The organism is Enterococcus sp. DIV1298c, assembly GCF_017316315.1.
Taxonomy (GTDB): Bacteria; Bacillota; Bacilli; order Lactobacillales; family Enterococcaceae; genus Enterococcus_B; species Enterococcus_B mangumiae.
The window spans coordinates 40,468-54,885 of sequence record NZ_JAFLWG010000007.1 but is presented as its reverse complement, the minus strand read 5'-3'; the positions used below and the strand labels follow the sequence as shown (position 1 = coordinate 54,885).

Here is a 14,418-nt window from a genome sequence, read left to right as displayed (position 1 = left end):
TTAAAAAAACAGTCGAAAGAATGCTAAAGTATCGGTTACTTTCGCTCTTTCGACTGTTTGCTTGTCATTTTTATTGTTGCTGACTCTCTATGAAACTAATTCTTGTTAGCTGTTTTTCTCTTCCACAATACAAGTCCAACCATGGCTAAAAGACAGATACCAATATATGGTAGGAAGCGATTGATCGTTTGGTTTGTTTGTGGCAATTTACTCTCATCCCCTGCTGCTCCTGCGGCTTCACCTAAGCCCTCACCGGATGCATCACCTAAAGTACCAGAATCATTTGTAGAATCGCCGGTACCTTGTCCGTCAGCACCTTCCTCTGCATTCGGATCATCTTCTTGTGGCGTTGTTTCTTGACCAGGTTCGACGATTTCATATGTGGACTCTGTTCGAGTAGATAAACTGCCATAGCTGCGATCCACTTTGACATCTATAGAAACAAAGCGACTGCCCATCGTCTCTGTATCGATTTCTGATGTTGGATCTAAAGAAACCGTGTAGAAGTTCTTAGGAACTGCACGCCCATTGACTTTGACCTCTTTTACGAGCGATTTCAGGTCAACTCTTTCAGCTCCTTGTGCGATCGAAACTTGAGCAGATTCTACTGTTAATTCACCTGTGGGTTCAAAGCCATAATCTGTGACTTTATAGTACGCGAAATTACTGCCATACGTATAATTACGTTCGGTTTCTTCTGCCATCAATAGATTGTTGCTTGTGTCTACGTGGTATACTTTCACAATATCGCCAACAGTCACTGCTAATGGGCTTCCTGTATTAAAACGTGCGATTGCTTGTTCGATCGTTTGCGTGCCACGTACCTCGTATTGATATTTGCTTTGCTTGCGTTCATTGAGAAGCTCGATTCCATAATAAACTTCAGTATCATCGTACTCAGTCACACGATTTTTCAGCACTGTCCGATCTGTTCCTTGAACTGATTGGATCTCGATTTTTTTATCTTTCTTAACCAAACCGAATGAGCCTACCGTTTCTCCTTTGCGATTTTTCAAATGGATCGTACTGCCCCATTTCACTTCATAAGGCACTTCGATGTCCGTTGAAGAAACACCATCCGCAGTTGATACTTTGACACTGACAGTTTTTTCTCCTGTCGTGCGCGTATCAAATGATTCGATTTGCTCCACTTTATACAGTTCAGTATTCAAGCTTTGCCCATTGAAGGCAACATTCTCAACCAAAGCAGTAACGTCTACTTCACTTGCATCCTCACCTAAAACGAGTTCTTGGCTTGACACATCTGCATGAATCATTGTGATCGGTTCAAATTCGCCATTCTTGACTTCGTAATACGCATAGTTCAAACCGGCTGTATAATTTTTGACGATATCATCCCACATCAATAAGTTTTGGTTTTCTGTTTCTGCATGATACACTCGGAAAATATCGCCTTCTTCTACAGCTAAAGGTTGCCCATTATTGAACCCTTGGATTGCTTGACGAACCGTTTGATTTCCAGCAACTTCGTACGTATATTTGATATTATCTGGGAATAGAGAATTGGTTTTATTTTTAGGGTCCGCTAAAATATCGATGCGATAATAAGTATTACGACCAAAAGCGGTATTCACTGGTGCATTCAACTCAGTCTCTTCTTGTCCTTTAGTTGCATAAATAGCCAACTCATCATTTTGATTTAAAAGAGTAAAGGAACCAACGATTCCTCTTGCACCATCTTTTTCTTCCCCTTTTAGGACAAATGTGCTACCCCATTTGACCTGATAAGGAACATCCAGTTGAACGCTTGATAAGCCATCGTTCATTCGCACACGCATACTTACGGTTTTCTCTCCGACAGTCGTTGTATCGATTTCTGAACGTCGCTCGATCGTATATTCTTCTGGATCAACCGTCTTACCGTTGATCGTCACTCGATCAAGTAAATCAGCATCTAACGCATCAGTTACATCTTCGGCTAAGTAAAACGCTTTATTTGCGCCATGCACTTCCATGACCGGTAGTGCTTCAAAGCCATACGTCGTTACTCTGTAATAAGCATAGTCTGACCCGTATGTAAAATCTTCTTCTAGTTCATCCACCATCAATACAGAACTTCCAGCAGATTTTTGCGGATGATAGATCTTGATGATATCATCGATCTGAACATTGACCGCTTGCGTGCCATTCCCAAAATTATCGATGACTTCTTGTAAAGTGACCCGTCCTGGGACTTCTTGGCTATATTGGACTCTTTCTCCTCGTAAAACTTCAATCGAATAGTAAAGAGCTGAATCAGTGCTTAATCGCTCATCTAATGGTGAGTCAAAACCGTGATGGATCCTTAACTGTCTGGTCGTATTGTTCGTTTGCAGTGAGAAGACACCTGCGGAACCACCAGAACTAGATTTCATCACAATCGTCCGACCCCATTTCACTTCATACGGAACCGTGATAACTTTCGATATTACCCCGTCTTTCGTGTCAAATTGGATTTCCAGTTCCTTTTGTCCGACTGTCGTTGTATCGAAGTTCCCCAATTGCTTCACCGTGTACAAATCAGGCGTAAGCTCGGTGCCATTGATCGTCACTTGATTGATCAGCTGTGCCCCATCGATTCCTGTTGCATCATCACCTAAAGTAAATTCTTGTGATTTAGTATCCGTTGAAATCGCGATGATCGGTTCTAAGCCATGCGCAGTTACTTCATAGTAGGCATCATTTGAACCCATCGTATAATCTTTTGCTAACTCGTCTTTCATCAATAAATTATTACCAGTTGGTTCTGCGTGATAAACCTTGATGACATCTCCTTCTTTGACTGGTAATGGTTGACCTTGGTTGAAACCATTGATTGCTTCTTCAATCGACTGGTTGCCTAAAACTTTATATTGGAATTTTGTCGTAATATTTTCGATAACTTCAATACCATAGTATGTATCTCGACCGAAGTGATTGTTGACCGGTTGACTCAAGTCCGTGCCACTCACACCTTGACTGGCATGCAAAGCCCACTGATCATTTTCTTTTAGCAGACTAAATGCACCGACTGTTGCATCATTCAGACCTTTTAAGACGAATGTACTGCCCCATTTCACTTGATAATCGACTTCAAATTCTTCGGCTGAAAGGCCATCATTCATTGTCACCTTCAACTTCATCTTTCTCGTTCCAATAGAGCTTGTATCAAAATCGATCAATGATTCTACTTCGTACAAACTACTATCGATCACCCGACCATTGATTTTCACATTTTTTAGTAAAGAAGCAGGATCAATCGTTTTCGTATTTTCTCCTAAAACAAAGCTTTTTTGTGATGCTTCTGCTTCGAGCACTGGGAATGGATCAAATCCATAAGGTGTGATTTTATAATAAGCGTACGGAGTATCATAGGTATAATCCTGTTCTTTTTCATCGATTATCAAGACTGAACTACTCGGTGTCCGTTCCGGGTGATAGATTTTGATGACATCATCATAACGTACATCGATGGTTCCAGTGGAATCTCCAAATTTATCCATGATTTGTTGCCATGTTGCCCGATTTGTCACTTCTTGACTATAAACCACTGTTTCACCGCGTAAAACTTCAAACGAATAATACAACGAAAATGGAGAAGTCTGCGGGCCAACTGCTGTATTTGTGGAAGTTGGTATCCCCATACCAAATACAATTTTTGCCGTTTCTTTTCCAGAATTGTCCGTCCTTAAAGAAAAGGAACCTGCTGATTCACCGTTGATCGATTTCATTAAAATCGAATGATCCCAAAGCACATTTAGTGTTACCTCGCCAGTTCCTTTAATCATCACACCGCTATTTGGATGCTTTGTTTGAACTGTTAATTTGAGAAGTTGAGTACCTCCTATACGATAATCCGCTTCTACACTTTCTTCTGGAATAAATTCAAGATCTCTTAATTCAACTGTGTCACCATGCATGGTGACTGAATCAATATAATCTCTAAAATTGGATTCAAATGTCGGGTAGCTATAACCGAGGCTTCGATCCTCGATTGGTTTTAGATTAACTTTCAAGCCTTCATGCGGTTTAACTTCCATTGGAACTGAAGCAGTTGCTTCACGACCATCGGAAGTCGTTACTTTTGCTTGCCAAGACTGTGTACCAGCCAAATTCGTATTAGCGTTATTGATCCATTCCACATTATATGTTCCATACTTATTTGTGATTTCAAAATAATCTTCTGCGTCAGGCATCAAATCATACTGATAAATGTCAAATGGTCCTGGTTTTGCCTTGATTTCAACTGGTAGCGGAGTTACTGTGATTGGCACTTGAATCTCTGCCTTTCTTCCGGTTTCGTCCGATACAATTGCTTTCGCCGTTTGATCACCCACTTTACTTGTATCTGGGGCTGTCGACCATTCGTAATTGATATTTCCGCGACTATTCTCGACCTTTACAAACATTTCCGGTGAAGGAACTTTTGCTTCTTGCATTAATGTGTGCGAGCCATCCTTAACACTCGCTTCCAACTTACCAATAATACTCTCAGCCGTAGGCATTTGTTTTTCGAACGTATATTCAAATGTTCCCACTAAAGTCATTAATACGGAATAATAGATTCTTGGAAAACGAAAAATTTCTTCCCTATCTGAGCTACTATATTTTAATCGTTTAAATGTGGCAGTAAGTTCTCCTTGGATAGTATCAGTTCGCTTAGCACTTAATTTCATTTCCCAGTTACCGCTCTCAGATTCAACCGAGGCCCAATATTCACCTGAACCTTGTGTATTCAGTGCATCCATCATAATGGCTTGAACATATACTACACTATAACTAAATCCCTCAAGCACAACTTCCTCCCCAATTTCGACTTTTGATTTTGAGAAATCAATTGAACTATTTTTTAAATCCTCTTGTATCGTTTTTCCTCTTTCATTTGCCATTTGAATATAAGCTAAATCAGTTATAGGGTTGATGCCACTAGGAATATTATCTTTTGGATTATTAGCAACTGCAACTACTTTTTTAGCAGTTTTACTTTCAGAAGATTGTTCTGTTTTTTTCGTTTTTGTATTTTGTTTGGAATCTTTTGTTGATTGAGTTTCGCTTTCTTGTGTTTGTGTTTTCTTCTTTTTTTGTGTTTCTACTTCTTTTATTTGTTTTGTTTCTTCCGTTTGATTCGTATTTGTTACAGAGACACCTTGAACAATCACTCCATTCAAGTTCCCTAACAACATACCCCCAACTAAAACACTATGTATTATCTTTCTCCGTATACTCACCTTACGTTCCTCCTTCGATCTTACCCATCAGGAGGAGCGTTGCTAGTTATCTGGTATCTATTTCTCTCATCTAAAGACATCGCTCCTCCTTCTCAAATGTTTACACTTACTATTTTATCTTTCAATCAGAAGCGTGGTTTTGTCTTTTTTTCGTTTGGTCTCACCTTCCCTCCATATCTATAAATATAGGTAAACTTTACTTTGTTAAGTTTAAAACGAAAAACTTTTTTTGATAACGCCATTTTTTCTATTTCAACTGGAAAAAATTGAAAGAACAGCGTTATTTATCTCTATTTATCAAGAAAAAGGTCTAATCTTCATTTAGTTTTAAAGATACAAAAAAAACGAACCTCAGAGATTGTTTTCTGAGGTTCGATCATCACGATTATTTTTTCTTTTTAGATGCTTTTTCACGCGCATTTTTTTCTAAGATTTGTTTTCTTAGGCGGATGTTTTCTGGTGTTACTTCACAGTATTCATCGTCATTCAAGAATTCTAATGATTCTTCAAGTGTCAATTGTTTTGGTTTCTTGATCACTGACGTTTGGTCTTTGTTTGCAGAACGGACGTTAGTCATTTGTTTTGCTTTTGTGATGTTGACAGTCAAGTCATTGTCACGGCTGTTTTCGCCGATGATCATGCCTTCATAGACTTCTGTACCTGGTTCAACGAATACCGTACCACGTTCTTCAATACTCATGATTGAATACGTTGTAGCTTTTCCTGTATCGATAGACACTAATGCACCTTGGTGACGTCCGCCGATTTGGCCAGGAAGCATTGGAAGATATTGGTCAAATGTGTGGTTCATGATTCCGTAACCGCGAGTCATTGAAAGAAACTCTGTTGAGTAACCGATCAATCCACGTGCAGGTGTCAAGAATGTCAAACGGATTTGACCATTTCCTGTATGGACCATGTCTTGCATTTCACCTTTACGTTGGCTCAATGATTCGATGACACTTCCCATATATTCTTCTGGTGTATCGATTTGAACACGTTCAAACGGTTCACATTTCACGCCATCGATTTCTCTTTCGATAACTTCTGGACGTGACACTTGTAATTCATAGCCTTCACGACGCATGTTTTCGATCAAGATCGATAAATGAAGTTCCCCACGACCTGAAACTGTCCAAGCATCTGGTGAGTTTGTTGGTTCTACGCGTAAAGATACGTCTGTTTGCAATTCAGCCATCAAACGTTCTTCGATTTTACGTGATGTTACATATTTACCTTCACGACCAGCAAATGGTGAGTTATTCACTAAGAAAGTCATTTGTAATGTTGGTTCATCGATATGCAAGACTGGTAACGCATCTTGTTGGTCAACTGGTGTGACTGTTTCCCCAACGAAGATATCTTCCATCCCTGATACGGCAATCAAGTCACCGGCTTTTGCTTCTTGGATCTCTAGACGTTGTAAGCCAAAGAAACCAAATAGTTTTGTGACACGGAATTTTTTCACGGTGCCATCAAGTTTGATCAAGGCTACTTGATCACCCACTTTGATTTTCCCTCTGAAAACACGGCCGATACCGATACGTCCAACGTAATCATTGTAGTCAAGTAATGATACTTGGAACTGTAAAGGTTCTTCGCTGTTGTCGATCGGTGCTGGGATCGCATCGATGATCGTATCAAAAATCGGTGCCATTGTTGGTTCTTGATCAGCTGGATCATCAGACAAGCTTGATGTTCCGTTTAAAGCAGATGCGTAGATCACTGGGAAATCCAATTGATCATCGTCTGCGCCTAATTCGATAAATAATTCTAATACTTCATCTACGACAAACTCTGGACGTGCAGATGGTTTGTCGATCTTGTTCACAACAACGATTGGTGTGATATGTTGTTCTAAGGCTTTTTTCAATACGAAACGTGTTTGTGGCATCGTACCTTCATAGGCATCAACGACCAATACAACACCATCAACCATTTTCATGATACGCTCTACTTCACCACCGAAGTCCGCGTGTCCAGGTGTGTCCATGATGTTTACACGAATTCCTTTATAATCAACCGCTGTATTTTTGGCTAAGATCGTGATTCCACGTTCTTGTTCAAGTGCGTTTGAGTCCATCGCACGTTCTTGTAATTGAGTATGGGCATCTAATGTGTCAGATTGTTTTAATAGTTCATCAACCAATGTAGTTTTTCCGTGGTCAACGTGGGCGATGATCGCTACGTTACGGATGTCATTTCTTTTATTCAATTTAAGTAACTCCTTTTTTATCGATTCTTTATCACAGGGCAATTTTACTCGACTGTTTATTATACCAAACTTTTTTCATGAAATATAGTGAAATGTTTTCATTTTTTCGAGAAAATTAATAATTTACCCATTTTTATAATCAAAACAGCTCGAAAAATCCGAATTTATGAAAAATAAACAGCGTTTCACTTAAAAAATATCGATTGTTTACTCGATTAAATTATAAGTAATCAACAAAAATAAGCTAAAAACCATCCTAAAGTAAAAAATCCAATGGTTCTCAGCTTATTGACATTAAAGTAAACAAGGCTATATCTCTAAACTATTCAAATTCAAGCATCTCAAGAATCGTTTCATAAGCTGTCGGTGTTGCGGCTAAGTAATATTCTCTTCCATGAAACGTTAACGGATCACCAGAAAAGCCGCTGTATTTCATACCAAATACATCGAGTAACACATTGCCTGCTGCGTAGTCCCAAGGGCTTAAATTAGAAATATAGCCAATATGGTTTCCTTTTAGCATCGCAATCAATTCCAACCCTGCACAGCCACACATCCGAACGCCGATGCTTTGTTCACCGATTGCGTGGATATTGAAACGATCATGACCAAAAAGATAACTATTGATCGCTACTAACCCTTTTTCAAGGGGAAGATCTTTTGGTTGAGGTAATTTTATATCATTTTTGTAAACACCAATTTCCTTACCGCCCCAATACAACTCATCCCGCATAACATCATAGATAAAACCTAATTGACCAATACCATCTTCATAGTAAGCGAGCATGATACAGAAGTTTTCGCCTTGCACAACAAAATTCAACGTACCATCGATGGGATCAATGATAAAGACTTGTCCGCTTAAATCAGGTAAGTCACTATATCCTTCTTCTTCTGCCAATACCTTTGCCTGAGGGTAGGCTGAATGGATCTTCTCGATCAGAAAAGCTTGGATTTCGCGATCCATGTTTGTAACTAAATCTTTACGATTGGTTTTTTCATCGATCATTAGTTGCTCATTTTGCGCTAGGATGATCTTTTCTTTCGCTGCGATCAACCAGCTGATTATCTCTTCAATCATTTTTCCCATCGTCTCACCCATTCATTTTTAACATTTTGTTCGTATTTTTCTTTGCTGCTTGGACTGTACGGTAAAGTGAATAACCTGATGCTTTCTCAAATTCACGCCCTAAACGTTTTTCTTCTCCGATCGATTTGATCACCGTTTTGAATTCTTGATACGTTTTTAGAAACTCTTGGTTATTGATCCCCTGTTCATTTGCTTTTTCGAGGCTTTCCCACATGTTCATCACGATAACCATTTCTTCGGTCGTCCAATCTAGATCTAAAGGATATTGATATTCATTCATTTACGATTTCTCCTATTCATTTCATCTTCTTCAGTTTATCATAGGAAGAAGTCTTCTTCCAAATGGTTTCTCTTTCTAATATAGTTTACATAATATTTTTATAATAAATAAAAGGGCAATAAAAAAACAGCTTCCTCATCTAAGAGAAAGCTGTTTTGTTTGTTTAAATGTGGATTGGTAAACCTAAAGCTAATTCAGCTGCGTCCATTGTGATCTCACCTAATGATGGATGTGGATGGATCGTCAACGCGATATCTTCAGCGTTCATACCTGACTCAATTGCCAAGGCAAGTTCAGAAACCATATCACTCGCACCGACTCCGCCGATTTGTGCACCGATGATGACATTGTCTTCATTCGTTGTCACTAAGCGGATAAAGCCTTCTGTTTTACCTAATGATAACGCACGACCGTTCCCTGAGAATGGGAATTTGTAGGCAGTTGCTTCTAGTCCAGCTTCTTTTGCTTCTTTGATCGTCATCCCTACTGATGCTAATTCAGGATCAGTAAAGGCAACAGCTGGCATTGCTTTGTAGTCAACAGCAACTTTTTTACCAGAGATTGCTTCTGCTGCGATTTTCGCTTCATAGCTTGCTTTGTGAGCCAAAGCTGCACCAGGAACGATATCGCCGATTGCAAAGATGTTTGATACATTCGTACGTCCTTGGTTGTCCACTGGGATCAAACCACGTTCACCGATTTCAACACCGGCTTGTTCTAAGCCCATATCTTCAGTGTTTGGACGACGACCAACTGTGACCATCACGTAGTCAGCAGTAACTGATTCTTCTTTGCCGTCTACTGCATATTTGACAGTAACGCTGTCACCATTGTCAACAGATTCTTTAGCCATTGCATTTGTCACGACTGTTACGCCTTTTTTCTTGAAGTCGTCTTCAACTAATTTTACTAAGTCTTTTTCATACGTTGGTAAAATTTGTGGTGAACCTTCAAGGATCGTTACTTCAGAACCTAAGTTTGCGTAAGCTGCGCCAAGTTCTGCACCGATTACTCCTCCGCCAATGATGACGAATTTTTTAGGAACTTCTGTCAGACCTAGGGCACCAGTAGAATCTAACACGCGACCGCCAAATTTAAATCCTGGGATTTCGATTGGGCGTGAACCTGTTGCTACGATTGCATGGTTGAATGAGTAAGTTTGAGCAGAATCCGGATGGATCACACGCAATGTATGATCATCTACGAAGAATGCTTCCCCTTCAATCGTTTCAACTTTGTGTTTTTTCAACAAGTAGCCGACACCTGAAGTCAATGTTTTTACTACTTTGTTGTCTTTCCACTCTTGTGTTTTTGTAAAATCAAGAGTGACGTTTTCACTTGTCACACCAAACATTGATGAATCAAGTGATTCTTGATAATGATGACCCGCAGCAATCAATGCTTTAGAAGGGATACATCCAACGTTCAAACAAACGCCGCCAATGTATTCTCTTTCGATGATCGCTACTTTTTGGCCCATTTCAGCAGCGCGGATGGCAGCTACATAGCCACCAGGTCCCGCACCGATTACAACTGTATCTAATTCAACAGCAAAATCTCCAACTACCATTTGTTTCTCATCCTTCCATCATTAATAGCTCTGGATCAGCTAATAAACGTTTGATGTTATTCATTGCTTGTTGTGCTGTCGCACCATCGACGATTCGGTGATCGAAACTCAATGATAATTTCATTACACGACCAACAACGATTTCACCTTCAGCATTGACGATTGGTTGTTGAGCAATTGTTCCTACCCCTAAGATTGCTACTTCTGGGTAGTTGATTACTGGTGTGAACCAGCCGCCACCAACTGAACCAATGTTACTGATCGTGATCGTACCGTTACGCATATCATCAGCAGCTAGCTTACCATCATGTGCAAGTTTCGCTTTCTCGTTGATTTCGTCTGCGATCGCAAACATGCCTTTACGGTCAGCGTCTTTCACATTCGGTACATACAAACCGTGGTCTGTATCTGTTGCAATACCGATGTTGTAATAGTTTTTATAAACGATTTCTTGTTTTGCATCATCAATTGAAGCATTCAAGATTGGGAATTTCTTCACTGTAGCAGTCAATGCTTTGACAACATAAGGCAAGAACGTTAATTTCGTGCCATTAGCAGCTGCAACTTCTTTGAATTTCTTACGGTTATCCCAAAGATTAGTTACTTCTACTTCATCATGTAATGTCACATGAGGAGCTGTTTGTTTGCTGTTGACCATTGCTTTGGCGATTGCTTTACGTGTCGGAGTCAATGCTACACGTTCTTCTAAGTCGCCTAAGTTAGATTTGAATGCTTTCGCTGGAGCTGCTTTTGTTTCTGCTGGTTTTTCAGCAGGTGCTTCTGTTTGTGCAGCTGATTCAGCTGGTTTTTCAGCAGGTGCTGAAGCGCCTCCGCCTGATAAGAAGTTTTCGATATCTTCTTTTGTCACACGTCCGCCTTTTCCAGTTGCTGCAACTTGAGTGATATCTACGTCTTTTTCGCGAGCAAATTGACGAACAGATGGCATAGCTAGAACACGTTTGTTTGGATCAGCTGCTTCTGCTACGCTTGAAGAACCTGAAGTTTCAACTTTTGTTTCTGATGTTGCAGATTCAGCAGGTTTACTTGCAGGTGCACTGTTGTGTCCAGGTGCATCGATTTCAACAAGGACGTCACCAACATTCGCAACTGTACCTTCTGAAACAACGATGTTTTTGACTGTTCCTGTCACTGGTGATGGAATTTCTTCCACTGATTTATCATTTTGTACTTCTAATAACGTATCGTCTTCATTGATCGTGTCGCCGGCTTTCACAAACCACTTAACGATTTCACCTTCTGCGATACCTTCGCCGATATCAGGTAATTTGAATTGGAATACGCCGCCTTCAGAAGCTCCTGCTGATGCAGATGAACTTTCTGTTGTTGGTTCAGCAGCTGGTTTTTCAGGTGTTTGCTCAGTTGCTGCAACGCCTTCGCTACCTTCATTGTCTTCATGTCCTGGTGCATCGATTTCTACTAATACATCGCCAACATTGGCAACTGTACCTTCTGGAACAACGATGCTTTTAACTGTTCCTGTTACTGGAGATGGAATTTCTTCCACTGATTTGTCATTTTGAACTTCTAATAATGTATCGTCTTCATTGATCGTATCGCCTGGTTGAACAAACCATTTAACGATCTCACCTTCTGCGATACCTTCACCGATATCAGGTAATTTAAATTGGTAAGCCATGGGGTTTAACGTCCTTTCTTTCCTTAAAATTCTGCGATTTCTTTAACTTTTGCTTCGATGTCAGAAGCATTTGGTAACCAAATGTTTTCTGCTTGACCGAATGGGAAAACAGTATCTGGCGCAGAAACGCGTCCGATTGGAGCTTCTAATGAAAGAATCGCACGCTCAGAGATTTCAGAAATCACTTGAGTGCTTACACCTGCTTGACGTTGTGCTTCTTGAACGACAACGACACGGCCTGTTTTTTCAACAGAGTTGATGATAGTTTCCACATCTAAAGGAGCAACTGTTCTTAGGTCAACGATTTCAACAGAAATTCCTTCTTTTTCAAGATTGTCTGCGGCTTTGATTGCTTCACGAACCATTGCACCGTAAGTGATGATCGATACATCTGTTCCTTCGCGAGTCACTGCTGCTTTGTCTAATGGCACTTCATATGCTTCATCTGGCACTTCCTCACGGAATGAACGATAAAGTTTCATATGCTCCAAGAAGACAACAGGGTCATTACTTCTAATAGAAGCAATCAATAATCCTTTTGCATCATATGGGTTTGATGGAATTACTACACGGATACCAGGTGATTGAGCAATCAATCCTTCCAAGTTATCTGAGTGCAATTCTGGTGTATGGACACCACCACCAAATGGTGAACGGATCGTTACTGGAATATTTCTTGTACCACCCATACGGTATCTTGTACGAGCCATTTGTGCGACAACTTCATCCATCGCTTCAAAGATAAATCCAAAGAATTGGATTTCAGGAACGGGACGGAATCCTTCAAGTGCTAAACCGAAACCTAATCCGGCAATACCTGATTCTGCTAAAGGAGTGTCAAATACGCGATCTTCGCCGAATTTTTCTTGCAATCCTTCTGTTGCACGGAATACGCCTCCGTTTTTGCCGACATCTTCACCAAAAACGAGTACGTTTTCGTCGTTTTCAAGTTCAAGTGCTAAGGCATCTGTGATTGCTTGAATCATTGTTTTTTGTGCCATGGTTATTTCGACTCCTTCGCTTCATAGATTGCAATTTGTTCTTTGATTGTTTGTGGTGTTTCTTCGAACATATTTTTCAAGAAATCTGAAACTTTTTGTTTTGGAACTTTATCAGCTTCTGCAATCGCTGCTTTGATTTCTTCTTTTGTTTGTTCGATTACTGCTTCTTCTTTTTCTTCGCTCCATAATCCTTTTTCAGTTAGGTATTTACGGAAACGGATCAATGGATCTTTCAATTGCCATTCATCGTCAACATCTTTTTCACGGTAACGAGTTGGGTCATCACCTGATAATGTATGTGGACCATAACGGTAAGTCAATGTTTCGATCAATACTGGACCGTTACCAGATACTGCCCAGTCACGTGCCATTTTTGAAACAGTGTACACAGCTAATGGGTCCATACCATCCACTTGGATACCAGGGATTCCAGCTGCTACTGCTTTTTGCGCTAATGTTTTAGCTGCTGTTTGTTTTTCACGAGGTGTTGAGATCGCAAATCCGTTGTTTTGGATGTAGAAGACTGCATTCGCATGGTAAGCACCAGCAAAGTTGATTGCTTCATAGAAATCACCTTGAGAAGAACCGCCATCACCTGTATAAGTGAAGACAACATTTTTCTTGTTACGTTTTTTAAGTCCTAATGCAACACCTGCTGCTTGGACGTATTGAGCACCGATAATGATTTGTGGTGGTAGAGCTTTCAATTCTTCTGGATAGAAGTTCCCAGCTGCATGTCCACGAGACCATAAAAATGCTTGAGATAAAGGTAAGCCGTGTTTGATCAATTGTGGAACATCACGGTAACCTGGTAATAGTACATCTTCTTTATCAAATGCGAAGGCACTAGCTAATTGACTTGCTTCTTGACCGGCTGTTGGCGCAAAGAATCCTAAGCGTCCTTGACGGTTCAATGCTGTAGAACGTTGATCCAATACACGAGACCAAACCATGCTAGTCATCAATTCTACTAACTCTTCATCTGTTAAATCTGGAACAAGATCAGGGTTAACTACTTTCCCATCTTGATCAAGTGCTTGGTATACCGGAAAATCTGAATTGACTTCTTCAAGCAACGCTTGGAAGTCGATAGGTGTTTTCTTGTTTGCCATTTATCACACATTCCTCTCTCATCTATAAGAAACTCTCTTCATTCCGCGTTGAAACAGTGACGATATCTGTATCACTATTTCTCCGGCTTCACTAATAAATTATCATGTATTCCTCCGAAATACAAGCTTTAAGCACAAATTTTCACCATTTAAAAAAATTATAACAATCGCTATCTCTGTTGAAATAGTGAAGGCAATCACAATGTAGTAAGCGGTTTACATTTTTCCTAAAAGAACAAAGAGATGATCTTCCACTATTATAACAACCGTTTCATTTCTGCATCCT

The 14,418-nt window shown here is 40.1% G+C and carries 8 protein-coding genes; all 8 read right to left on the bottom strand.

All coding sequences use genetic code 11. From position 1 onward, the window contains the following. Window positions 1-95: 95 nt before the first annotated feature. Window positions 96-5,207 (bottom strand): putative mucin/carbohydrate-binding domain-containing protein, encoded by a 5,112-nt coding sequence (locus JZO83_RS14510; RefSeq protein WP_207114820.1) that lies wholly within the window; start codon window positions 5,205-5,207, stop codon window positions 96-98. A 385-nt stretch (window positions 5,208-5,592) separates the two neighbouring features. Further along, window positions 5,593-7,422 carry a translational GTPase TypA gene (typA, locus tag JZO83_RS01560; protein WP_207114819.1) on the bottom strand — a complete coding sequence of 610 codons (1,830 nt, stop codon included), beginning with the start codon at window positions 7,420-7,422 and terminating at the stop codon, window positions 5,593-5,595. A 322-nt stretch (window positions 7,423-7,744) separates the two neighbouring features. Next, window positions 7,745-8,512 carry an inositol monophosphatase family protein gene (locus JZO83_RS01555; protein ID WP_207114818.1) on the bottom strand — a complete coding sequence of 256 codons (768 nt, stop codon included), beginning with the start codon at window positions 8,510-8,512 and terminating at the stop codon, window positions 7,745-7,747. Window positions 8,513-8,516: 4 nt separating this feature from the next. Continuing rightward, window positions 8,517-8,792: a UPF0223 family protein gene (locus JZO83_RS01550; protein ID WP_206857908.1), complete on the bottom strand. Its 276-nt coding sequence runs from the start codon at window positions 8,790-8,792 to the stop codon at window positions 8,517-8,519. Between the two features lie 163 nt (window positions 8,793-8,955). Continuing rightward, window positions 8,956-10,362 carry a dihydrolipoyl dehydrogenase gene (gene lpdA, locus JZO83_RS01545; RefSeq protein WP_206857913.1) on the bottom strand — a complete coding sequence of 469 codons (1,407 nt, stop codon included), beginning with the start codon at window positions 10,360-10,362 and terminating at the stop codon, window positions 8,956-8,958. Window positions 10,363-10,369: 7 nt separating this feature from the next. Further along, window positions 10,370-12,019 carry a dihydrolipoyllysine-residue acetyltransferase gene (locus JZO83_RS01540; RefSeq protein ID WP_207114817.1) on the bottom strand — a complete coding sequence of 550 codons (1,650 nt, stop codon included), beginning with the start codon at window positions 12,017-12,019 and terminating at the stop codon, window positions 10,370-10,372. A 23-nt stretch (window positions 12,020-12,042) separates the two neighbouring features. Next, entirely contained in the window at window positions 12,043-13,020 is a 978-nt protein-coding gene (locus JZO83_RS01535; RefSeq protein WP_206857917.1) for an alpha-ketoacid dehydrogenase subunit beta, read from the bottom strand. A 2-nt stretch (window positions 13,021-13,022) separates the two neighbouring features. Further along, window positions 13,023-14,132, bottom strand: coding sequence for a pyruvate dehydrogenase (acetyl-transferring) E1 component subunit alpha (gene pdhA / locus JZO83_RS01530; RefSeq protein ID WP_010735671.1), 1,110 nt, complete (start codon window positions 14,130-14,132; stop codon window positions 13,023-13,025). Between the last annotated feature and the right edge of the window lie 286 nt (window positions 14,133-14,418).

What these genes read in the sequence shown, in the direction of transcription:
- pdhA (WP_010735671.1), bottom strand. Translation starts at nt 14,132, where the DNA reads ATGGCAAACAAGAAAACACCTATCGACTTCCAAGCGTTGCTTGAAGAA.
- JZO83_RS01555 (WP_207114818.1), bottom strand. Translation starts at nt 8,512, where the DNA reads ATGGGAAAAATGATTGAAGAGATAATCAGCTGGTTGATCGCAGCGAAA.
- JZO83_RS01550 (WP_206857908.1), bottom strand. Translation starts at nt 8,792, where the DNA reads ATGAATGAATATCAATATCCTTTAGATCTAGATTGGACGACCGAAGAA.
- JZO83_RS01535 (WP_206857917.1), bottom strand. Translation starts at nt 13,020, where the DNA reads ATGGCACAAAAAACAATGATTCAAGCAATCACAGATGCCTTAGCACTT.
- JZO83_RS01540 (WP_207114817.1), bottom strand. Translation starts at nt 12,019, where the DNA reads ATGGCTTACCAATTTAAATTACCTGATATCGGTGAAGGTATCGCAGAA.
- lpdA (WP_206857913.1), bottom strand. Translation starts at nt 10,362, where the DNA reads ATGGTAGTTGGAGATTTTGCTGTTGAATTAGATACAGTTGTAATCGGT.